Source organism: Paracidovorax konjaci (assembly GCF_900112675.1).
Taxonomy (GTDB): Bacteria; Pseudomonadota; Gammaproteobacteria; order Burkholderiales; family Burkholderiaceae_C; genus Paracidovorax; species Paracidovorax konjaci.
This window is the reverse complement of the sequence record NZ_FOMQ01000019.1, coordinates 49,858-69,927: the sequence shown is the minus strand read 5'-3', so window position 1 is coordinate 69,927 and position 20,070 is coordinate 49,858. Positions and strand designations below refer to the sequence as shown.

Here is a 20,070-nt window from a genome sequence, read left to right as displayed (position 1 = left end):
CGCCTTCGTCTCCTCCAGCACTCTCAGCAATTCCTCGTAGCGAAGCCCGCTAGTATAGCAAGAATTGGGTGGTTGCCGAGCAAAATCCTCTACTGTCTTCTTTCACTCCTCGTTTTCTTTCCATGGCACTTATTTCTCTTGTCCAAGCCCAACTGGCTTTTGGTCATGTACCTCTGTTGGATCATGCGGACTTCTCGCTGGATCTCGGCGAACGTGTGGGGCTCATCGGACGCAATGGTGCGGGCAAATCGTCGCTGCTGAAGATCATCGGGGGAGTTGCTCAATCGGATGCTGGGGCCCTGCACGTCCAACAAGGATTGCGAATTACCTATGTTGCCCAGGAACCGCTCCTCGATTCACAAGATAGCGTTTTTCAAGCTACGGCAGCCGGGTTGGCGAATGTCGTGGAACTGCGAGAACAGTATGAGAAATCCGACGGCTCGGACCTGGACGCGTTGCAAACGGCTATTGAAGCCGTTGACGGATGGAACTGGGAACGGCGAGTCGACGAAACGCTGCAGCGCCTGCACCTCGATCCCCAAAGCCGGATAGGAGATCTCTCCGGTGGACTGAAGAAGCGGGTGGCGTTGGCCCAGGCACTTGTTGCGCGCCCTGACGTGCTACTCCTCGACGAGCCGACCAACCACCTCGACTTGGACTCGATCGAATGGCTGGAAGAACTCTTGATAGCGTTTCCAGGCAGCATTGTCACCATTACCCACGACAGGGCATTTCTGGATCGCATTGCCACGCGCATCGTTGAGTTGGACCGAGGCCACCTTCTGTCCTATCCAGGAAACTTCGCGCAGTATGTCCAACAGAAAGCCGAGCAACTGGCCCAGGAAGCAGTGATTGCCGCAAAGGCAGACAAATTGCTGGCACAAGAGGAGATCTGGATCCGCAAGGGCGTGGAAGCCAGACGCACACGCAGCCAGAGCCGCATCAGCCGCCTGGAGTCCCTGCGGGCAAGCCGTTCAGCCCGTCGCGAGGCTCTGGGAAGTGTCCGGATGGATATTGCGTCTGGAGCGCAGTCGGGCTACCAAGGAAAGATCGTTGCTGAATTGACCCATGTCTCAAAAGCTTTTGGCGACAAACAAATCGTCCGCGATTTCTCGGCAACTGTGCTTCGAGGTGACAAGGTTGGCTTGGTAGGTCCGAACGGAGCGGGCAAGACGACCTTGCTGAAGTTGATATTGGGCGAGCTGTCCCCCGACAGCGGGAACGTTCGGCGCGGCGCCCATCTCGACATCGCTTACTTTGACCAGATGCGCCACGCGCTCGATCTCGACGCCACATTGGAGGACTTCATCAGCCCAGGTAGCGAATGGATCGAAATGGGCAAACAGCGCAAGCATGTGAAGAGCTACCTGACGGACTTTCTTTTTTCGCCAGCCCGCGCGCATTCTCCTGTCAGGTCACTATCGGGGGGCGAAAGGAACCGCCTTTTGCTTGCTCGCCTTTTCGCCCGCCCTGCCAATGTGCTGGTACTTGACGAGCCCACCAACGACCTGGACATCGACACCTTGGACCTACTCGAGGAATTGCTCCAGTCGTATGAAGGCACCGTCTTCCTGGTCAGCCACGATCGCACGTTTCTGGACAATGTAGTGACCAGCACGATCGCCTACGAAGGCGCCGCTCAATGGCGCGAATACGAGGGCGGTGTCCAAGATTGGCTCACTCAATCCCGGCGAAGTCGGGACCTTGCCAACGCCCAGCAACACACTTCCGAGAAGGTACAGATTTCGAACAAAACCACCCTGGTGCCGCCGTCTAATCAGCAGAGTTTGCTATCAAAAAAGAAGCTTAGCTATAAAGAGCAACGTGAGCTTGATCAGCTTCCACAACGCATTGAAGCGCTGGAAACCGAGCAACAGACGATCCGCGAGGAGCTGTCGGACGGTAGCCTCTACGCCCGGGATAGCTCTCGTGCCACAGCACTGCACGCAAGAGAAGGCGAGATCGAAGCCGAGTTGATGGCCGCACTTGAGCGATGGACAGAACTGTCTGAGTGAGGGGCACGAAACCGCCCCCTCACAACTGAAATCATCGCGTCAAATACGGTGGTGCAACCGATCGGTGGCACCTCGCAAGCGTGTGATCAAGGCGGAAGCAATTTGCGTCAGGGGCAGCACCTCGTCAGCAGCCCCATGGGCAATCGCTTCTCTGGGCATTCCGAACACGATACAGCTCGCTTCATCCTGCACATAGTTGTAGCTGCCGGCGTCCTTCATTTCCCTCATCGCTGCGGCGCCGTCATTGCCCATACCAGTCAGCATGATGCCGAAGGCATTTTTCCCCACCACCGCGGCAGCGGATTTGAAAAGCACCTCAACCGACGGCTTGTGGCGATTGACCGGAGGACCATCGTCAACCACCGCGACATAGTTGGCTCCGCTGCGCGCCACATGGAATTGCCGACCGCCCGGAGCGATGTATGCATGCCCCGGAAGAATCCGCTCCCCGTTCGATGCCTCTTTGACTGTAATCTGGCACAGACCGTTGAGCCGGGCGGCAAAGCTTGTAGTGAACCCCGGCGGCATGTGCTGCGTGATCACGATCGCCGGGGAATCGGCTGGCATTTGTACCAGCACCTCGCGAATGGCTTCGGTTCCCCCTGTCGAGGCGCCAATGCAAATGAGCTTTTCAGTGGAGATCCGCCCCAACAGCGTTGCGGCAGATGTCGGAGCCGCAGGCGCAGCCGAGCCTGCAGCCGATGGGCTCAGAGGCGCCCCCGCCGGGCGTGGGGCCGGCGCTCTGCGCACCTGCGCAACCGCGGCTACGCGGATCTTGTCGACGATCTGCACCGCCAGTTCATTCAATCCGCTAGAAAGCCCCACACGCGGCTTCGCTACAAAGTCCACGGCGCCCAGTTCCAGCGCCTTCATGGTGACCTCTGCTCCGCGCTCGGTCAGTGTGGAGATCATCACCACCGGCATAGGGCGCAAGCGCATGAGCCGACCGAGAAAGTCGATGCCGTCCATGCGCGGCATTTCCACGTCCAGGGTAATGACGTCCGGATTCATCTCGCGGATCATCTCCCTGGCGATCAAGGGATCATTGGCTGTGCCAATGCATTCCATATCTCGTTGGCGGTTGATGATTTCCGACAGCAGACTGCGCACCAATGCGGAGTCGTCCACCACGATCACGCGGATCTTCCTGCTCATTCCCTCTCGTCCTTCTCAATCAAAAAAGATCCACGGACCCACCGGCAGTGGCTTTGGCCACCGTCGCCGCATTGCCCTTGACATCCTGGGCCACCAGCGCTTCCGGATGGGCATGCGCCAGTCTCTTGACCATCGCCTTGCCCGTCACCGGGAAAAACACCACTTTGCGTGGATAGATATCCAGCACATCTTCAGAAACAATCGGAATGCGCTCGGTCTGAAGGTAGTTCATCACAAAGTTGGTATTGCGCTCGCCTACGTTCATGGTGGTGAAGTTGTGCATCACCTGGCCACCGCCAAAGACCTTGGCCTGCATGGTTTCCCGGCGCGCTCCCAATTTCAACATTTCGTTGATCAGCAATTCCATCGCGTAGGACCCATAGCGGCCAGAAACGTCGTTGGAATCACCATCAGGCAGCATGAAGTGGTTCATGCCACCGATGCGACTGCGGCTGTCCCAGAGACATGCCGCGATGCAGGAGCCCAGCACCGTCATGATCACGAGATTCTCATCAGAGACGAAGTACTCCCCTGGAAGCACCTTGACGGCGTTGTGCTGGAAGTGGTGATCGAAGAAGAAGAAAGACGCCTCTCCCGCACGGCGGGTGCGCCCTTTCAGTTCCTGCAACGTCGATTGTTTCGTCGCATTGGCGGCAGGCGCACCCGAGTAGATGTCTGCGCTCAAAGGAGCGATGCGCGGAGCCCGGCGACGTTCAGCCCCGTCAAATGCCGTAGAAGGCGATGGCGAGCCAGACGCGGGGAAAGGGCCAGGGCGGTTTTGGGTCATGGGGGGCTTCTTACGGAATGCGGCCGCTATCGGCGCTCGTAGACGGTCTTGCCGCGCAAGTTGAAAAGATCACGGGACTCACTGAAGTTTTCCGCGTGCCCAACGAACAACATCCCACTCGGCTTGAGTACGCGATGGATCCTTTCCAGGACGCGGCGCTGCGTAGGGGCGTCGAAATAGATCATGACATTGCGGCAGAAGACCACATCGAAGGGCTCCCGGAAGGGCCAGTCATCGCGGATCAGGTTGACGCTCATGAATTCGATCGCGCGGCGGAGCTCTGGCTTGGCGCGCGCCAGACCGGCATTCGCTCCCTTTCCGCGCAAGAAAAATTTGTGCAGCCGCTCGGGGCTCAGTCCTTTCACACTGTCCAGCCGGTACACACCTTCCGACGCCGTTGCCAGTACCCGGGAATCAATGTCGCTCGCCGTGAGCTTGAAGGAAGCATTAGCTCCCAATGCCTCCATGGCCGTCATCACGATGGAATAAGGCTCTTCCCCCGTGGACGCGGCGTTGCACCACACGCTCCATGGCCCCGACGGCCGGGTGCGCAACAAGGTCGAAAGGATCTCGAAGTGGTGCTGCTCCCGAAAAAAGGCCGTCAGATTCGTGGTGAGGGCATTCACGAACTCCTGCCACTCAGGACCATCGTGGTTCTCCAGCCAGCTCAAATACTCGTGAAAACTGGAATGGCCTGTTTCCCGCAACCGCCGGGACAACCGGCTGTAGACCATCGCATGTTTGCCATCGTGCAGACTGATGCCTGCCCGTTGATAAATCAGGGATTGCACGCGGGAGAAATCCGCGTTGGTCCAGACGAATTCGCGCCCCTGGGCCAAAGGTCCCGAAGATGCCTGGGCAACGCCGGGGTCCGGCGTACCACGCGGAGGGGCAGAAGAGGAAGAGGTCTGGCGCATGTTCGATTCAATTCCGCATCTCAAGGGGTAGGCGCACATGCCAACGGGGACTGCCGACTTTTGTCCTGCATTCCGAAAGGAGGGTCTGCCTCAGCCCTCCTCCAACTCAATCGTGCGTCGACACGAGCCCCATGTCCGGGTTGGACATGAGCCTCTCGATATCGAGAAGAATCAGCATCCGTTCACCGACGGAACCGAGCCCCACGATGCAATTGCTGTCGATGGTGCTTTCGATATCGGGCGCGAGGCGGATCTGGTCGGAAGCGAGTTCCATGACATCGCTGACCGAATCCACCACGATGCCGACGACGCGATTGCGCAGATTCAGGATGATGACCACCGTGAAGCTGTTGTATTCGGCCTTGGAGCAGTCGAACTTGAGCCGCATGTCCACGATTGGCACGATGGTGCCGCGAAGGTTCGTGACCCCCTTGATGAACTCCGGCGCATTGGCGATGCGGGTCGGCGGCTCATATCCGCGAATCTCCTGCACTTTGAGGATGTCGATACCGTATTCCTCTTGGTCCAGGCGAAAGGTCAAGTACTCGCGGGCTCCAGCAACTGCCGCGCCAGCGGATTCGTTCGTTCTTTCCATCACAGTGGCCATGGTGGCTCTCCTTCAGTCTGCACCGCGCCAATCAATGGCGCACGCGGCGCACCAGCGCCCCGGTATCGAGAATCAGGGCTACCGTGCCATCGCCCAATATGGTGGCACCCGACACGTTGGGCACCTTGCGGTAATTGGTCTCCAGATTTTTCACAACAACCTGGTGCTGGCCGAGCAACTCGTCGACCAGCAAGGCGACGCGGCTGCCATCCGCTTCCACGACCACCATGATGGTGCTTGACTTGCTCTGGTCGACCCGAGGCACCTGGAAGGTCTTCTCCAACGCGATGACAGGCATGTATTCATCACGGACCTTCACCAACTGCGAGCCCTGGGCCACGGTATTCACATCGTCTGGATTGACCTGGAACGACTCCACCACGGAGGACAGCGGCAGGATGTAGACCTCTTCATCCACACCCACGGACATGCCATCCATGATGGCCAACGTGAGTGGCAGGCGCACCGACACTCGCATGCCGTAGCCTTCGGCGGAATCGATTTCAACAGAGCCGTTGAGTGCAGCAATATTCTTCTTGACGACGTCCATGCCCACGCCGCGGCCCGACACATCGGTAACCTCGTCGGCAGTGGAGAAGCCCGGAGCAAAGATGAGACCCCAGACATCCTGATCGCTCATCTGGTCAGAGACATCCAGACCACGTTCGCGTGCCTTGGTCAGGATCTTCTCGCGCGAGAGGCCTCGGCCATCGTCGCGGACTTCGATCACGATGGAGCCGCCCTGGTGCGATGCAGACAGGGTGATCGTTCCATGTTCCGATTTGCCTGCGGCCAAACGGTCCGCCGGCATTTCAATACCGTGATCGCAGCTATTGCGTACCAAGTGGGTCAACGGATCGGTGATTTTTTCGACAAGGCTCTTGTCGAGTTCCGTCGCCTCACCCAAGGTGACGAGATCGACCTTCTTGCCCAGCTTGTTGGCCAAGTCACGCAGCATGCGAGGAAACCGGCTGAACACGATGGACATCGGAATCATGCGGATGGACATGACCGACTCCTGGAGATCGCGGGTATTGCGATCCAGGTCTGCCAGACCTGCCAGCAGTTGCTGGTAGACCGCGCCATCGAGGCCCCTGCTGTTCTGAGCCAGCATTGCCTGCGTGATGACCAGTTCACCTACCAAGTTGATCAACTGGTCCACCTTGTTCACCGCAACGCGGATCGTGGTGGACTCCATCTGCGCCTGGCTGACAGCCTTGGGCTCGGCGGTACGTGCTCCACCCGCAGAAGGCTTGGAAGACACGGCATCCGAACTGCCGACAGCGACGGTTGCAACCTCACGCTCTGTCGGCGTACCAGGCGCACCCGGAAAGAAGCCATAGGGCGCATCCATCGACCCACCCGGAGCCGAGGGCGCTGATGCAACGCCCACAGCCTCCACGGGAACGGTCGCGCCTGCGGCGTCGATACGCACCTGCTCCTTGGAGACATGGAAGGCGAACAGGTCCAGCAAATCGTCGTTGGTGGAGGTGGTTTCAACCCCGAACACGCGCACGCCCTGCTGGTCCGACGGCAGATCGCGAATTGTTCCCAGGCCGACGATGTCCCTGAAAAGATCCTTGATGGCATCCGCCTGCTCGATCCGCTCGATGGGACCGATCCGGATTTCCAAAGAGCGCGAAGTTCCCGGAACGAACGGCTGAGGAGCGGGTGCAGCCACGGGCGCCTGCACCGGTGCCGGTGCCGGTGCGGCCACAGCGGGTGCGGGGACGGGAGGAGCCACGGGCGCCGTTTCGGCAGGTACAACGCCTGCGGCAAGTTCACTGATGCGCCGCACCAAGTCGCCAGTGGAAACGGCCTCGCCCTGGCCTCCGGCCTGGTGCCGCGCAAGCAGGCTGCGGGAGGCATCGGCGGATTCGAGCAGAACGTCCACCATCTGAGGAATGGGTTGGAGTTCGTGCCTGCGCAAGCGGTCGAGCAACGACTCCATCTGGTGCGTCAGCTCGGCTACATCAGAAAAACCGAAGGTTGCCGCCCCACCCTTGATGGAGTGAGCGCAACGGAAAATACCGTTCAGCTCTTCATCGTTGGCCGCGCTCAGATCCAGATCCAGGAGCATGTGCTCCATCTGGTCCAGGTTTTCACCCGCCTCTTCAAAGAAGATTTGGTAGAACTGGCTGAGATCGAAGTCCGCGCCCGCGCCTTCTTGATAAGTTTCGGCCATGCATGGCTCCCGTGTGCTTGTTGATGAGGCGCCGTTCAGCGGATGACCTTCTGAATGACCTCGATCAAGCGGTTGGGGTCGAACGGCTTGACCAGCCAACCCGTGGCACCGGCATTGCGGCCCGCCTGCTTCATCTGATCGCTCGACTCGGTCGTCAGGATCAGGATGGGAATGGTTTTGAACCGCGGATGTTCACGCAGCTTGCGCGTCAGCCCGATCCCATCGAGGCGCGGCATGTTCTGGTCCGCAAGGACCAGATGGATATCGTGGGTCTCCGCCTTTTCCAACGCATCCTGGCCGTCCACAGCCTCCACCACGTGGTAGCCAGCGCCCGTCAAAGTGAAGGACACCATCTTGCGCATGGAGGGCGAATCATCAACGGCGAGGATAGATTGCATTTAAGGCTCCAACTCACTTGAATATATAAGGTAACCAGACGGGCAAAGGTCAGAACAGGTCAATGGAACCGGCGTCCATTTCGCTTTGGGTCACGGGATTGGGACGATCGGGCGCCATCTCGGCAAATGGTGCCGCCTCTTCTCCCTCTTCCGAACCCATGGCTTCGGAGGCGAGCCTGAATGCACATCCCTGCAGCACCTTCGTGGTGTGCCAGATCAACTGGGACGCCATGTCTTGGAACTGCAATTCTGTGACAGCACTTCTCAAGGCATTGCGCAGTGCCAACAGCTCCGGCGAGTCCTTGATGAACTCATCGGAAAGTGCCTGATTGGCCTCCCCAAAGCGGGCGAGCAGATTGTCCGTGGCGTGGCTGAGCAGGCCTTCAAGACGATGCAGATCGTGCATGACGACGAGCAGGGAATCCTGAAGTTCAGCGGCCACCATGACCGGAAGCTGAACTCCTGGCTCGTCGGGGCTTGTTAGCGTAGATTGCATGGTTTCTCCATGGCAGCAGGCGGGCTCAGGGCACGCTAAATCCATTCCGGCAAACACACGCTGGTGGCCGACACCACCGGCAAACGGTGCAACGTCGAGCCTGATTCAGGCTTTCAGCAAAGCACCTCCGCACAGGACAAACGGAGCCGTTTGTTCCAATATGTATCCTATGATAGCGTTCATATGGCTTCAGGAGTAACGGTTAAACCCCTGCGTATCCTGCATCTCGAAGATTCCCCTGCAGACCATGCTTTGGCCTGCATTACGTTGCGCCGCGCCAACGGGATGTATGAAATCCGCCACGCAGACACGATGGAGTCATTCATCGCCTGGCTGGGCGCCGAACGATTCAATCTGATCCTCGCCGACTACCGCCTCCCCGGCTTCACCGCCCTGGACGCATGGCAGTTCGTGGAGGGGCGTGGTGATGCTCCCCCGTTCGTCTTGCTGTCCGGCGCGATCGGCGAGGCCGCAGCGGTGGATGCGATACGGCTGGGCATGTCCGACTACCTGTTGAAGGACGACATGGGCCGGCTGCCCCGGGTAATCGATCGTGCCATCGAAGTGCACGAGGCCCGCAAAGCGCGCGAGCAGGCCACCCGTGAACTGGCGGCATCCGAACGGCGCCTGGCGGAACTGACCGAGCATCTGCAGTCTTCCATCGAGAAGGAACGGGCGGCGATTGCCCGGGAGATCCACGATGACATCGGCGGAGCCCTGACTGCGGTGCGGTTCGACATGGGATGGATCGCGCGGCACACCGGCGAAGACGCTGTCCGCCAGCATGCGGAGAGCGCCACGGAAATGCTGCAGCACGCCATTGGTGCCAGCCAACGGATCATGATGAATCTGCGCCCGCCCATCCTCGACCAGGGCTTGGTCGCAGCCGTGCAATGGTTGGCGGAAAGCTTTGAACGGCGCACAGGAATTCCCACCCGGGTCCATGCCAACCGCGACACGATGGAAGTGTCCAGTGATATTCAACTGGTGGCCTACCGTACGGCCCAGGAAGCGCTCACCAACATTTCCAAGTACGCTGAGGCAAAGCAGGTAACGATCGATCTTTCGGACAGCGAGAGGGTTTTGACACTGGAGGTAACGGATGATGGCCGGGGCATGGAGCCTGCCGTGCGGCACAAGCCCAAATCGTTCGGCCTGAAGGGCCTGCAAGAGCGCGCGAGAACAGTGGGAGGCTGGCTCGACATCAGCAGCCAGCCGGGCCGCGGCACCTCGGTCATCGTGTCCGTTCCGCTGGATGGACAGGACGGCCTTCACACAGCAGACCGGGGAGAAGTCCAATGATTCACGTCGTACTCTGCGATGACCACGCCGTTCTGCGCCGTGGCATTCGCGACACGCTCACCGAGGCACCGGACATCCAGGTCACAGGGGAGGCCGGGGGCTATTCCGAGCTGAGGGAAACTCTGCGCACGGTGCCGTGCGATGTCCTGCTTCTCGACCTGAACATGCCAGGGCGCAGCGGGCTCGAGGTGCTGACGAGCCTGCGGGAAACGGACTCCGCCATCAAAGTACTGGTGGTTTCGATGTATCCGGAAGACCAGTACGCCTTGAGATGCCTGCGGGCAGGCGCGCAGGGCTATGCCAACAAAGCCGGGGATCCCGTGGAGCTGATCGAGGCCGTCCGTACCGTCATGAAAGGACGGAAATACCTGACACCGGAAGTGGCCCAGATGCTCGCGGACAGTCTTGCACAGCCCGCTTCGGAGCTTCCCCATGAGGCGCTGTCTGAACGGGAATTGCAAACGCTCGTAAAGATTGCGTCTGGAAGGCGTCTCTCCGACATCGCCGAGGAACTGATGCTGAGCCCGAAGACCGTGAGTGTTTACCGCTCGCGGGTGCTGGAAAAACTCAAGCTCACCAACAACGCAGAATTGACCGTCTACGCCATCCGCAACCAGCTGGTGTGAGGTGGTATATAGCGCCGGAGGTAGCCCTACCGCTGTGAGGCAAAGAGATCGATGGATTGCTGCATGAGGGCGAGCACCGGCTGCTCCAGCATCGGCAACGTGGCCGCGATGCCCAGCAGCCCGACCGTCAACGTCACCGGAAAGCCCACCGCATAGATATTCATCTGAGGCGCCACGCGCGAGATCACCCCCAGCGCGAGGTTGACGAACAGCAGCAGCGCAATCATGGGCAGCGCGATCCAGAGGGCGCTGGAGAACAAGGAGGCACCCAGATCGTGCAAGCGCATCTGCCCGAGCGCCTGCATGAAATTGCCATCCACGGGAAAGGCATCGAAGCTTTTGACCACCGCCATGAGCACCATGAGGTGGCCATTGATGACGACGAACAGAAGCAGCGCCATGTGCCCGAAAAACCGTCCCACAGCGCTCACCTGCCCGCTGGTGGAAGGATCGAAAAAAGAAGCGAAGTTGAGACCCATCTGCAGGCCGATGACTTCACCGGCCAGCTCCACCGCCGCAAACACGAGGCGTACCGCAAAGCCGATGGCCAGCCCCACGGTCACCTGTTGGGCGACCGCACCGAATGCATCGCGCCCATTCACGCTGATGACAGGCTGGTCGGGCAAGGCAGCCTGCGCGCACACAGCCACGAGGAACGCAAGGCCGACCTTCACCCGCACCGGGATGCTTCGCATCGAAAAAACCGGGGCTACCATGAACAGGGCCAGGACCCGCAAAAACGGCCACAGCACCGGCGATAGCCAGGCCATGATCTGCGCTTCGGAAAAAGTGATCACGTCACGACGGACGGAATGGACTCGATGGTTCGCCGGATGTAATCCACCAGCGAGGTGATCATCCAGGGGCCGACGACAGCAAACACGACCATGGCAGCGATCAATTTGGGCACGAAGGCCAGAGTGGCTTCATGGATCTGCGTCACCGCCTGGAAGATGCTGACGATCAGCCCTACCGCCATGACGACGCCGAGCACGGGCATCGACACCATGAGCAGCAGCGTCAGCGCGTCGCGCCCCATCGTCAGGACCATTTGCGAGGTCATGCGCAGACTCCTTTTTCAGGTCACGAAGCTGGCGGCCAGGGAGCCGATCAGCAAATTCCAGCCATCGGCCAGCACGAACAGCATGAGCTTGAACGGCAACGCCACGAGTACCGGCGACAGCATCATCATGCCCAATGACATCAGGATGCTCGACACCACCATGTCGATCACCAGGAACGGGATGAAGATCATGAACCCGATCTGGAAGGCCGATTTGAGCTCGCTCGTGACGAATGCAGGCACCAGCACCCGTAGGGGCGCCGTTTCCGCCGTGGCACCGGACGGTAGCCGGGCCAGGCGCGCGAACAGGGCGAAATCCGACTGGCGCGTCTGCTTGAGCATGAACGAACGCATCGGAGCTTCCGCGCGCTCCACCGCCTGCTCGAAGGTGATGGCATTGCTGGTGTAGGGCACGTAGGCGTCCTGGTACACCCGATCGAACGTCGGGCCCATCACGAAGAACGTCAGGAACAAAGACAGGCCGACGATGACCTGGTTCGGTGGCGCCGACTGCGTGCCGATCGCCTGCCGCAGCAGGGACAGAACGATGACGATGCGAGTGAAGCCCGTCATCATGAGCAGCACGGCCGGCAGGAACGACAGGGCCGTGAAGAACAACAGGGTCTGGATGGGCACCGAGTAGCTCGCGCCGCCTGCGCCAGAACCCACGAGCACCGGAAGATTGGCATTGGTTGCCGCCTGCGCCCACGCCGCAGCAGGCACCAGCAGCCACGCAGCGCCTCCCAGCGCAATGGCGCCTACTCGCGCGCCGAAGGTGGCTGCGCGACACGCCCGCCCCGTGGAGGTCGCCGCTACTTCAACCATGCGAAGCAGGCCCGTCGTGGCGCTGGTTGGCGGCCGCCATTTCGCCGGCGAACGAGGCCGGAGGCAGTCCCACGGGCGCACCCGGCCGCGCAGGAGCAGCAGGATTCAATACGTGCAGGCACTGCACCTGCTGTGCCGTGACACCCAACACCAGCCACACACGCTGATGGTCGGGACCGACTTCCACGGTCACCACCCGCTGCTGCGGCCCCACCGCGACGGCGGACAGCACCTTGGCCGCGGCTCCCGCACTGGAACCCAGGGCTGCCGCCTGCCGCTGCTGCAGCCGGCGAATGAGCCACGGCAGCAAGGCCACGGCAGCGATGAACAGGACGACGATGACCAGCGTCTGCGCCATGCCGGCGCCCGGAGCGGCGTTATCCACGGCTCACGCGGCGCAGCCGCTCCGAAGGCGTGACCACATCCGTCAGCCGGATGCCGAACTTGTCGTTCACCACCACCACTTCCCCTTGCGCGATGAGGTACCCATTGACGAGCACATCCATGGGCTCACCCGCCAGCGCATCCAGCTCCACCACCGAGCCTTGCGCCAGCTGCAGGATGTACTTGATGGGCACCTTGGTGCGCCCGAGCTCCACGGACAGTTGGACCGGGATGTCGAGCACCATGTTGATGTCGTTGACCGGTGCCTCGTTGCTCGACGAGAACGGCCGGACAGGATCGCCCGCCAGCGGCCCGCCCTGGTCCGGCGGGGGCGCGTCGTCGGAGCGCTTCTGCTCTTCCAGGGCCTCGGCCCAGCCGGCGAACGGATCGTCCGCTGCATTCTTGCCGTCGTTGTCGCCTTCAGTTGACATTCTTTTCTCCCAGCCAGTTCAGATCGGGATTGCGCAGGCATTCCTCGATGCGGATGGCGTACTTGGAATTGTGCGTGCCGTACTGGCACTCGAAGATGGGGACCCCGCCGATGGAGGCCCGGATGCGCGGCTCCCGGTCGAGTTCGATGAAGTCGCCGGGTTTCATGGCCAGGAGCTGCTCCACCGTGGCATCGGCTCGCGCCAACTCCGCCACCAGGGTCACCTCGGCGGCCTGGATTTCACGGGTCAGCACGCGCACCCAGCGGCGGTCCACCTCGATGGAGTCGCCCTGGGTCGAGGAATAGAGCACGTCGCGGATCGGCTCCAGCGTCGCATAGGGCATGCAGATGTGGATGGCGCCGGACAGATCGCCGATTTCGAGCTGGAAAGCCGTGGACACCACGATCTCGCTCGGCGTGGCGATGTTCGCGAACTGCGGCTGCATTTCCGAACGCTGGTACTCCAGCTCCAGCGGATAGATGCCGTGCCAGGCCTTCTTGTATTCGGCACAGATCACGTCCACCAGGCGGTTGATGACGCGCTGCTCGGTCGGGGAGAAGTCCCGGCCTTCGATGCGGGTCTGGAACTTGCCCACTCCACCGTAGAGCGTGTCGATGATGCCGAATACGAGCGAAGGTTCGCAGACGATCAGCCCGCTGCCGCGCAGCGGCCGGATGGCCACGATGTTGAAATTGGTGGGGACCGCCAGCTCGCGCAGGAACGCGCTGTAGCGTTGCACGGACACCGTGCCCACGGAGATCTCGGGGCTGCGCCGGATGAAGTTGAACAAGCCGATGCGGAAGTTGCGTGCGAACCGCTCGTTGACGATTTCCATCGTCGGCATGCGGCCACGAACGATGCGCTCCTGGCTGGAAATGTCGTAGTTGCGGACCGCGCCGGTTTCCGCCGCCTCTTCGACGGATTTCTGGCTCTCGCCAGTGACGCCTTCCAGCAGGGCATCGACTTCTTCCTGGGAAAGGAATGATTCGCTCATCGGAAATCTCCTGCCGGGTCACTGGATGATGAAACTGGAGAACAGCACCTGCCGCACGGGGTTGGTGTCGGCCTTCGGGCGGTGCGCCTCTTCGCCTTCCTCTTCCTCTTCGCTGGCCGGCCGCTTGCGCGGCTTGGCCACGGTGTAGCCCAGCGGGCGCGACACCTCGCGGCGGATGTCGGCGGCCAGCTTTTCCTTGCCCTCGCGCCCCAGCAACTCCTGGGCCGTGCGCTGCGATACCAGCAACAGGATCGCATTGCGGATGCTGGGCAGGTATTGCTTGACCGTGTCGGCGGTCTTGGCATCCGCCAGTTCCAGCGTGAGGCCGATCTGGGCGAAACGCTCTCCACCGGAGTCGGCAAGGTTCACCACCATGTTCTCGATGGGCAGGAAGGTGGGCGCCACCTTCGGCGCCGTGGCCTTGGGCGCAGGCGCAGCGCCCTCCTCATCGTCGGCAGCATGGCTGCGCTTGGACAGGAGGAACCAGGCCGCACCACCACCGACCAGGGCCAACACCACCACGATGGCGATGATCAGGACCAGCTTCTTGCTTTTGGGCTTGGCGGCAGCTGCGGCAGGAGGATTGGCGGACACGTTGGATTTCCTTGCGCAACGGAATCGGACAACAGGGGCGGCGGTTGGCCGGCAAAGGCAAGGGACTCGGCACGATCCTTATCGCCGCGGGCCTCTCGCATGGGGGCATTATTGGGCACCAGCGCGACCAATAATAGCCAGAATAAGGGTGGAAACCACCGCCTTCCGCCCGTTGCACCCACCCTGCAGTGCCCCTCCGATGGCTGCCGCCCGGCCCGGCGTCAGACGAACACGTCGAGCGCCCGGTCCGGATGGGCTGCGGGACGCGCCACGGCCGCAGGCGCGGAGGACTGGCCGCCCCCAGACTGCACCCGGGTGACGCGGGCCCCTTCGCCCCTGGCCGACTGCCGGCCCGACGCATCGCCCGCGCCGTTGCCGCCCGACTGGCCGACCGTGACGCCCGCCAGCTCGAGGCCTTCGCTGCGCAACAGTTCGCGCAACTGGGAAACGCTGGTGTCCAGCAGGTCCCGGGTCTGGGACTGGTCGCTGCGGAAAGCGACATGGGCCTCATTGCCCGAGAGAGACACGGAGATCTCGACCGGCTGACCGTCCCGGTCGATCGTGAGCTCGGCATTCTGCGTTTTCTGGTGCACCCAATAGGCCACCTGCTCGGCAATCTGGTCTTCCATGGCGACCTGCGAGGGATCGGGCACGCCTACGGCGCCGCCCGATCCCGTGCCTGCGCCAGCGTCGACGGGGTGAGCCCCGTCCGCCACGCCCGGGCCGGCTGAGCGTTCCACCGCCGCCGCGAAGGACGGGCTGCTTTCCGTGCGGGCCGATGCCTGCAAGGCCGTGGCCTGTACATCGGCGCCACCGCCGGCCGCCTGCCCCTGCAGGTTCGACTCACTGCCGCGCCCGGCACCGTGCGCGCCCGCTGGCAGCGCCCCTGCTTCCCGGCGTTCGGCGCCGGCCAGGGAGGCGGCAGCGCTTTGCAGTGCCGCGCTGCTGTCCCCAAGGCCGACAGTCCCCTCGCCCTTGGCGCCGTGGACCGGAACGGCGAAACCGCTGCCTGCTGCGACAGCAGCCTCCTGGCCCGGGCCGCCCGCTGAACCCATGGCGGAGTGGGCGCCCCGCGCCATGCCGGCGCGTGGGGCACCCAGCCCCTTGCCTGCACCGGCTGCAGCCCCCCCGGAGACATCCGCAGCCCCATCGATAAGGGCCGTCTGGCCCACCAGGCTGCTGGCATCCATCAGACCCACGGCCCGGGAAGCCTGCCCGAAGCCCATGCCCGAAACGCCTGGCCCCGCACCGGTGCCAACGACGCCGACACCAACGCCGGACCAGCCGGAAGCCAGCGCCGTGGGCAGCATTCCCTGCAGTGCGAGCGCCGAAGGGTCCGTGGCGGCGAAGGCAGCGCCCCCCGAAAGCCCGGCGTCCGGCGTGCCCGGCAGCAGCGGATCTTCCGCCGCAAACCCTGCTGCGCCAGCAGCCGCGCCGGCCACGGCATCCCCAGCCCCCAGGTCGGCGCCCAACGATGCCAGCAGCATCGAAAAGCCGCCCTGTCCGGCCGCCGCGGCATCGGCACCATCGGTGGCCCCCTGCGCACCGGCCGTCTTGGCTGCCCCCCGGGTTCCGCGCGCTTCGTGGCTGGCGTGGGATGAGGACGGGCCTCGGGCAATGCGATTCTGGGTGTCCGTGTTCATGATGATGGCTCCTCTGGCCCCATGCCTGGGGCCTTGCCGAACTGCAGCGATGCACGCTCGTCCGTCTGCTTCTGATCCCGCCGCGCTTCGGCGTGTTCGATGTCCCTGCGCCGCTTCTCGACCACCTTGCGCAGGGCCGTGACGCGCAGCTCGGCCTGCAGCAGCGCTTGCCCGGCTGCACGCACACGGCCTTCCTGCTCACCCACTACGCTGTTCTGCAAACCCATGGCATGCCCCAGGCGAGCCATGAAGTGGTAGTGGTGGTGCATGACTTCGGGCTTGACCGTGGCGTCGGCACGCATCCCCCACCGGCCCTCCGTCTCGTGGGCATAGTTTTCGAGCTGCTGCAGTTGCGCCTCGGAGGCCTGGCGCGCGCGCTGCATGTCCTGCAGGGTCTGGCGCGCGGCGTCGCGCTGGCGTTCCGCCAGTTCGACGGCCACGAGGAACGCGTTGAGTGAAGCCATGGTGGATCGGTCCTTCCGTCAGCCCTGCAGGCCCAGCACCGTGACCATCGAATGCAGGCTCTCCTGCATGGGCGCGGCCTCGAACATGTTCTGCTGCAAGAACGCGGCCATGGCCGGCTGCAGGCGGATCGCCTCGTCGAGCGCAGGATCGGAACCACTCATATAGGCACCCACCTGGATCAGGTCGCGGCTCTTCTGGTAGCGCGAATACACGGCGCGGAACCGGCGCGCCACATCGAAGTGTTCACGCGAGGCCACGTTGTGCATGACGCGCGAAGCGGACTGCTCGATGTCGATGGCGGGAAAATGCCCGGTCTCCGCCAGCGCCCGCGACAGCACGATGTGGCCGTCCAGGATGGCACGCGCCGCGTCGGCGATCGGGTCCTGCTGGTCGTCCCCTTCGGAGAGCACGGTATAGAAGGCGGTGATCGACCCCACGCCGTGCAGTCCGTTGCCGCTGCGCTCGACCAGGGCGGGCAGTTTGGCGAAACAGCTCGGCGGATACCCCTTGGTGGCCGGCGGCTCGCCGATGGCGAGAGCGATCTCGCGCTGGGCCATGGCATAGCGGGTGAGCGAATCCATGAGGAGCAGCACGTGCTTGCCCTTGTCGCGGAAATGCTCGGCGATCGCCGTCGCGTAGGCCGCGCCCTGCATGCGCAGCAGCGGCGGCGCATCGGCGGGTGCGGCCACCACCACGGCCCGCCCCCGGTCCTCTTCGCCCAGGATGTCTTCCACGAACTCCTTGACCTCGCGCCCCCGCTCGCCGATGAGCCCCACCACGATGACGTCGGCCTGCGTGTAGCGGGCCATCATGCCGAGCAGCACGCTTTTGCCCACGCCCGAGCCCGCGAAGAGCCCCAGGCGCTGCCCCCGCCCCACGGTGAGCAGCGAATTGATCGCGCGCACGCCGGTGTCCAGCATCTCCCGCACCGGATCGCGGTCCATGGCGTTGATCTGGCGGCGGTCTATGGGTTCGGACGACACGTTGGCCACTGGGCCGCCGTGGTCGAGCGGCAGCCCCTGCGAATCCACCACGCGGCCCAGCAGGCCATCGCCCATGGGCAGGCGCAGCACCCCCGCGGCATTGGAAGGCCGCGCGGCATCGCCGAGGCGCGGCACCGGAACGTAGGGCGCCGCAGGCACCACACTCGCGCCGCTGGAAAGGCCGTGGATGTCTCCGGCCGGCATGAGGAACGCCCGGTCGCCCGAGAAACCCACCACCTCCGCCAGCACCGCCTCATGGCCAGGCATCTGTACCAGGCACTGCGATCCCACGGGAACGCGGATGCCCGCGGCTTCCAGCACCAGCCCGGTCAGCCGCGTCAGCGTGCCGCGGGCCTCCAGCGGCGTACCGTCCGCCAGGCGTGCGCGCGCATCGGCCATGAAGGCGCTCCAGGCCGAAGCCTGTGCATCTGCCGGCACGTCTTCGGTGGCTGGCTGCGCTGGGGATTCAGCCATGGCCGCCCTCGTCGATCTTCCATGCGGTCGACAGGCCCAGCGCCGCGATGGCACGGCGCCAGCGCCTGTCCAGCGAGCCGTCCACCACCGTGCCGGCCGATTCCACGAAGCAATCGCCCTCGGCCACGGCCGCATCGGGCACCCACTGCACCTTCGCCGTGGCGTAGGCCGCCGTCAGCGGCTGCTCCAGGAAGGACCAGTCTGCCGGGTTGACCCGCACGGTGGCGGGGCGGCCTTCGGCCACGAGCATGCCGAGCGCCTCCCGCACCACGGGCAGCAATGCCTCGGGGCCGACGGACAGCTCCTGCCGGATGACCTGGCGGGCGATGTCGCAGGCCAGCTCCAGGACCTCCTGCGCCATGCGCTGCTGCAGCTCCGACAGCGTGGCGTCGGTGCTCTGCACCAACTGGCCGAGCTGCGCGGCCACCTGCTGGCCCTGCCCGGCGATGTAGTCGTCCATGCGCTGCTGCCAGGCCAGCGCGGTTTCTTCCTCGCCCTGCGCCTTGCCCTGGGCGAAGGCGTCCTGGCGGGCAGCCTCGATGGCGGCCCGGTGCTCCGCTTCGTCGATGCCGGGCGGCGGCAGTTCGGCCGCTTCCGGCTCGGTCTCCGCGGCCTGCGGAGGGTCGGAGCCATCCACGGCGCCGAAGTGCCATTGCGTCACATCGCCGATTTCCTCGCTGGGGATGAAGCGCGTGTAAGCGCCGCGGGGGCTATACGAATGCGTCATCGCCGCCGCCTCCGATCACGATCTGGCCTTCGTCGGAGAGCCGCCGCACGGTCTTGAGGATCTCCTTCTGCTGCGCCTCCACCTCCGACAGCCGCATCGGGCCGCGCGACTCCAGGTCTTCGCGCATGGCTTCGGCCGCACGGGAAGACATGTTGGACAAAAACTTCTCGCGCAGCTCGGGCTGGGCACCCTTGAGCGCCACCACCAGGGTTTCGGAGGCCACCTCGCGCAACACCGTCTGGATGGAGCGGTCATCGAGCTTCATGACGTCGTCGAACACGAACATCTTGTCCATGATCTTCTGCGCCAGGTCGGGGTCGTAGCCCCGGATCGATTCGAGCACCACCGTGTCCATGTTGGAGCCGAGCAGGTTGATGATCTCGGCCGCGGCCTTGACCCCGCCCAGCGAACTCTTGCGGATCTTGTCGCCGCCCGCGAGCACCTTGAAGAGCACCTCGTTGAGGTCCTTGAGCGCCGTCGGCTGGATGCCTTCGAGCGTGGCCACGCGCAGCAGCACTTCCCCGCGCTGCCGGTCGGTGAGCTGCATGAGCACGGCGGCCGACTGCTCCGGGTCCAGGTGCACGAGGATGGCCGCGACGATCTGCGGGTGCTCGTTGCGCAGCAGTTCCGCCACGGAGAGCGGGTCCATCCACTTGAGGCTTTCGATGCCGGAGACGTCGCCGCCCTGCAGGATGCGGTCGATCAGCAGCGCGGCCTTGTCGTCGCCCAGCGCCCGCTTGAGCACGGAGCGCACGTAATTGCTGGTGTCCGACACCAGCAGGCTCTGCGCCGCAGCATCCTTGGAAAACCGGTTGATGACGCCATCCACCTTCTCTTTCGAGACGGAGCGCATGCGGGCGATGGTCTCGCCCAGCTTCTGCACCTCCTTGGGGGACAGGTGCTTGAACACTTCGGCGGCTTCCTCCTCGCCGAGGGACATCAGCAGGATCGCCGCGTCGTTCAGGCCTTGCTCATCCATGGAAGGTCACCGGGTGGGAA

The 20,070-nt window shown here is 63.2% G+C and carries 22 protein-coding genes; 3 read left to right on the top strand and 19 right to left on the bottom strand.

Annotated elements, in window-relative coordinates; all coding sequences use genetic code 11:
• Positions 1-122 precede the first annotated feature (122 nt).
• A complete protein-coding gene (locus BM144_RS20630) occupies positions 123-2,015 on the top strand; it encodes an ATP-binding cassette domain-containing protein (RefSeq protein WP_092956992.1) in 1,893 nt (630 codons plus the stop codon).
• A gap of 39 nt (positions 2,016-2,054) precedes the next feature.
• On the opposite strand, the gene BM144_RS20625 is transcribed toward BM144_RS20630, so the two are convergent.
• From BM144_RS20625 to BM144_RS20595, 7 genes are all read right to left on the bottom strand, one after another.
• On the bottom strand, positions 2,055-3,170 hold the full coding sequence (locus BM144_RS20625) for a protein-glutamate methylesterase/protein-glutamine glutaminase (RefSeq protein WP_092956988.1): 1,116 nt from the start codon (positions 3,168-3,170) through the stop codon (positions 2,055-2,057).
• Between the two features lie 19 nt (positions 3,171-3,189).
• Positions 3,190-3,957: a chemoreceptor glutamine deamidase CheD gene (gene cheD, locus BM144_RS20620; protein ID WP_092956985.1), complete on the bottom strand. Its 768-nt coding sequence runs from the start codon at positions 3,955-3,957 to the stop codon at positions 3,190-3,192.
• A 26-nt stretch (positions 3,958-3,983) separates the two neighbouring features.
• Positions 3,984-4,874, bottom strand: coding sequence for a CheR family methyltransferase (locus BM144_RS20615; protein WP_092956982.1), 891 nt, complete (start codon positions 4,872-4,874; stop codon positions 3,984-3,986).
• A 106-nt stretch (positions 4,875-4,980) separates the two neighbouring features.
• On the bottom strand, positions 4,981-5,481 hold the full coding sequence (locus tag BM144_RS20610; protein WP_092956979.1) for a chemotaxis protein CheW: 501 nt from the start codon (positions 5,479-5,481) through the stop codon (positions 4,981-4,983).
• Between the two features lie 31 nt (positions 5,482-5,512).
• Complete coding sequence (locus BM144_RS20605) at positions 5,513-7,666, bottom strand: chemotaxis protein CheW (RefSeq protein WP_092956976.1); 2,154 nt, start codon at positions 7,664-7,666, stop codon at positions 5,513-5,515.
• A gap of 35 nt (positions 7,667-7,701) precedes the next feature.
• Entirely contained in the window at positions 7,702-8,064 is a 363-nt protein-coding gene (locus tag BM144_RS20600; protein ID WP_092956972.1) for a response regulator, read from the bottom strand.
• A gap of 49 nt (positions 8,065-8,113) precedes the next feature.
• Entirely contained in the window at positions 8,114-8,560 is a 447-nt protein-coding gene (locus BM144_RS20595; protein WP_092956969.1) for a hypothetical protein, read from the bottom strand.
• Between the two features lie 183 nt (positions 8,561-8,743).
• On the opposite strand from BM144_RS20595, the gene BM144_RS20590 reads away from it, so the two are divergent.
• Complete coding sequence (locus BM144_RS20590) at positions 8,744-9,862, top strand: hybrid sensor histidine kinase/response regulator (protein WP_092956966.1); 1,119 nt, start codon at positions 8,744-8,746, stop codon at positions 9,860-9,862.
• Complete coding sequence (locus BM144_RS20585; protein WP_092956963.1) at positions 9,859-10,488, top strand: response regulator; 630 nt, start codon at positions 9,859-9,861, stop codon at positions 10,486-10,488. The genes BM144_RS20590 and BM144_RS20585 overlap by 4 nt, the downstream gene beginning before the upstream one ends.
• 26 nt (positions 10,489-10,514) lie before the next feature.
• Here the strand turns inward: BM144_RS20585 and fliR are convergent, their stop codons facing one another.
• From fliR to fliG, 12 genes are all read right to left on the bottom strand, one after another.
• Positions 10,515-11,285: a flagellar biosynthetic protein FliR gene (fliR, locus tag BM144_RS20580; protein ID WP_092956960.1), complete on the bottom strand. Its 771-nt coding sequence runs from the start codon at positions 11,283-11,285 to the stop codon at positions 10,515-10,517.
• The gene (gene fliQ, locus BM144_RS20575) at positions 11,282-11,551 is read right to left on the bottom strand and encodes a flagellar biosynthesis protein FliQ (RefSeq protein WP_092956957.1); all 270 of its coding nucleotides are present in this window, start codon (positions 11,549-11,551) and stop codon (positions 11,282-11,284) included. The genes fliR and fliQ overlap by 4 nt, the downstream gene beginning before the upstream one ends.
• 15 nt (positions 11,552-11,566) lie before the next feature.
• A complete protein-coding gene (gene fliP, locus BM144_RS20570) occupies positions 11,567-12,376 on the bottom strand; it encodes a flagellar type III secretion system pore protein FliP (protein ID WP_175526095.1) in 810 nt (269 codons plus the stop codon).
• Complete coding sequence (locus tag BM144_RS20565; protein ID WP_092957004.1) at positions 12,369-12,734, bottom strand: FliO/MopB family protein; 366 nt, start codon at positions 12,732-12,734, stop codon at positions 12,369-12,371. Before BM144_RS20565 ends, fliP begins: the two co-directional genes overlap by 8 nt.
• A gap of 19 nt (positions 12,735-12,753) precedes the next feature.
• Positions 12,754-13,191, bottom strand: coding sequence for a flagellar motor switch protein FliN (gene fliN / locus BM144_RS20560; protein ID WP_092956954.1), 438 nt, complete (start codon positions 13,189-13,191; stop codon positions 12,754-12,756).
• Positions 13,181-14,185 carry a flagellar motor switch protein FliM gene (gene fliM / locus BM144_RS20555; protein ID WP_092956951.1) on the bottom strand — a complete coding sequence of 335 codons (1,005 nt, stop codon included), beginning with the start codon at positions 14,183-14,185 and terminating at the stop codon, positions 13,181-13,183. The genes fliN and fliM overlap by 11 nt, the downstream gene beginning before the upstream one ends.
• 18 nt (positions 14,186-14,203) lie before the next feature.
• Complete coding sequence (locus BM144_RS20550) at positions 14,204-14,779, bottom strand: flagellar basal body-associated FliL family protein (protein WP_092956948.1); 576 nt, start codon at positions 14,777-14,779, stop codon at positions 14,204-14,206.
• 221 nt (positions 14,780-15,000) lie between these two features.
• Positions 15,001-16,422: a flagellar hook-length control protein FliK gene (locus BM144_RS20545; protein ID WP_092956945.1), complete on the bottom strand. Its 1,422-nt coding sequence runs from the start codon at positions 16,420-16,422 to the stop codon at positions 15,001-15,003.
• Positions 16,419-16,886 carry a flagellar export protein FliJ gene (gene fliJ, locus BM144_RS20540; RefSeq protein ID WP_092956942.1) on the bottom strand — a complete coding sequence of 156 codons (468 nt, stop codon included), beginning with the start codon at positions 16,884-16,886 and terminating at the stop codon, positions 16,419-16,421. Before fliJ ends, BM144_RS20545 begins: the two co-directional genes overlap by 4 nt.
• An 18-nt stretch (positions 16,887-16,904) precedes the next feature.
• Complete coding sequence (gene fliI / locus BM144_RS20535; protein WP_434802685.1) at positions 16,905-18,269, bottom strand: flagellar protein export ATPase FliI; 1,365 nt, start codon at positions 18,267-18,269, stop codon at positions 16,905-16,907.
• Positions 18,270-18,336: 67 nt separating this feature from the next.
• A complete protein-coding gene (locus tag BM144_RS20530) occupies positions 18,337-19,071 on the bottom strand; it encodes a FliH/SctL family protein (protein WP_092956936.1) in 735 nt (244 codons plus the stop codon).
• Positions 19,055-20,050 (bottom strand): flagellar motor switch protein FliG, encoded by a 996-nt coding sequence (gene fliG / locus BM144_RS20525; protein WP_092956933.1) that lies wholly within the window; start codon positions 20,048-20,050, stop codon positions 19,055-19,057. The genes BM144_RS20530 and fliG overlap by 17 nt, the downstream gene beginning before the upstream one ends.
• Positions 20,051-20,070 lie beyond the last annotated feature (20 nt).

Coding starts and splice junctions, on each gene's coding strand:
- BM144_RS20630 (WP_092956992.1), top strand. CDS start 123: ATGGCACTTATTTCTCTTGTCCAAGCCCAACTGGCTTTTGGTCATGTA.
- BM144_RS20625 (WP_092956988.1), bottom strand. CDS start 3,170: ATGAGCAGGAAGATCCGCGTGATCGTGGTGGACGACTCCGCATTGGTG.
- cheD (WP_092956985.1), bottom strand. CDS start 3,957: ATGACCCAAAACCGCCCTGGCCCTTTCCCCGCGTCTGGCTCGCCATCG.
- BM144_RS20615 (WP_092956982.1), bottom strand. CDS start 4,874: ATGCGCCAGACCTCTTCCTCTTCTGCCCCTCCGCGTGGTACGCCGGAC.
- BM144_RS20610 (WP_092956979.1), bottom strand. CDS start 5,481: ATGGCCACTGTGATGGAAAGAACGAACGAATCCGCTGGCGCGGCAGTT.
- BM144_RS20605 (WP_092956976.1), bottom strand. CDS start 7,666: ATGGCCGAAACTTATCAAGAAGGCGCGGGCGCGGACTTCGATCTCAGC.
- BM144_RS20600 (WP_092956972.1), bottom strand. CDS start 8,064: ATGCAATCTATCCTCGCCGTTGATGATTCGCCCTCCATGCGCAAGATG.
- BM144_RS20595 (WP_092956969.1), bottom strand. CDS start 8,560: ATGCAATCTACGCTAACAAGCCCCGACGAGCCAGGAGTTCAGCTTCCG.
- BM144_RS20590 (WP_092956966.1), top strand. CDS start 8,744: ATGGCTTCAGGAGTAACGGTTAAACCCCTGCGTATCCTGCATCTCGAA.
- BM144_RS20585 (WP_092956963.1), top strand. CDS start 9,859: ATGATTCACGTCGTACTCTGCGATGACCACGCCGTTCTGCGCCGTGGC.
- fliQ (WP_092956957.1), bottom strand. CDS start 11,551: ATGACCTCGCAAATGGTCCTGACGATGGGGCGCGACGCGCTGACGCTG.
- fliP (WP_175526095.1), bottom strand. CDS start 12,376: ATGGTTGAAGTAGCGGCGACCTCCACGGGGCGGGCGTGTCGCGCAGCC.
- BM144_RS20565 (WP_092957004.1), bottom strand. CDS start 12,734: ATGGCGCAGACGCTGGTCATCGTCGTCCTGTTCATCGCTGCCGTGGCC.
- fliN (WP_092956954.1), bottom strand. CDS start 13,191: ATGTCAACTGAAGGCGACAACGACGGCAAGAATGCAGCGGACGATCCG.
- fliM (WP_092956951.1), bottom strand. CDS start 14,185: ATGAGCGAATCATTCCTTTCCCAGGAAGAAGTCGATGCCCTGCTGGAA.
- BM144_RS20545 (WP_092956945.1), bottom strand. CDS start 16,422: ATGAACACGGACACCCAGAATCGCATTGCCCGAGGCCCGTCCTCATCC.
- fliJ (WP_092956942.1), bottom strand. CDS start 16,886: ATGGCTTCACTCAACGCGTTCCTCGTGGCCGTCGAACTGGCGGAACGC.
- fliI (WP_434802685.1), bottom strand. CDS start 18,269: ATGGCCGATGCGCGCGCACGCCTGGCGGACGGTACGCCGCTGGAGGCC.
- BM144_RS20530 (WP_092956936.1), bottom strand. CDS start 19,071: ATGACGCATTCGTATAGCCCCCGCGGCGCTTACACGCGCTTCATCCCC.
- fliG (WP_092956933.1), bottom strand. CDS start 20,050: ATGGATGAGCAAGGCCTGAACGACGCGGCGATCCTGCTGATGTCCCTC.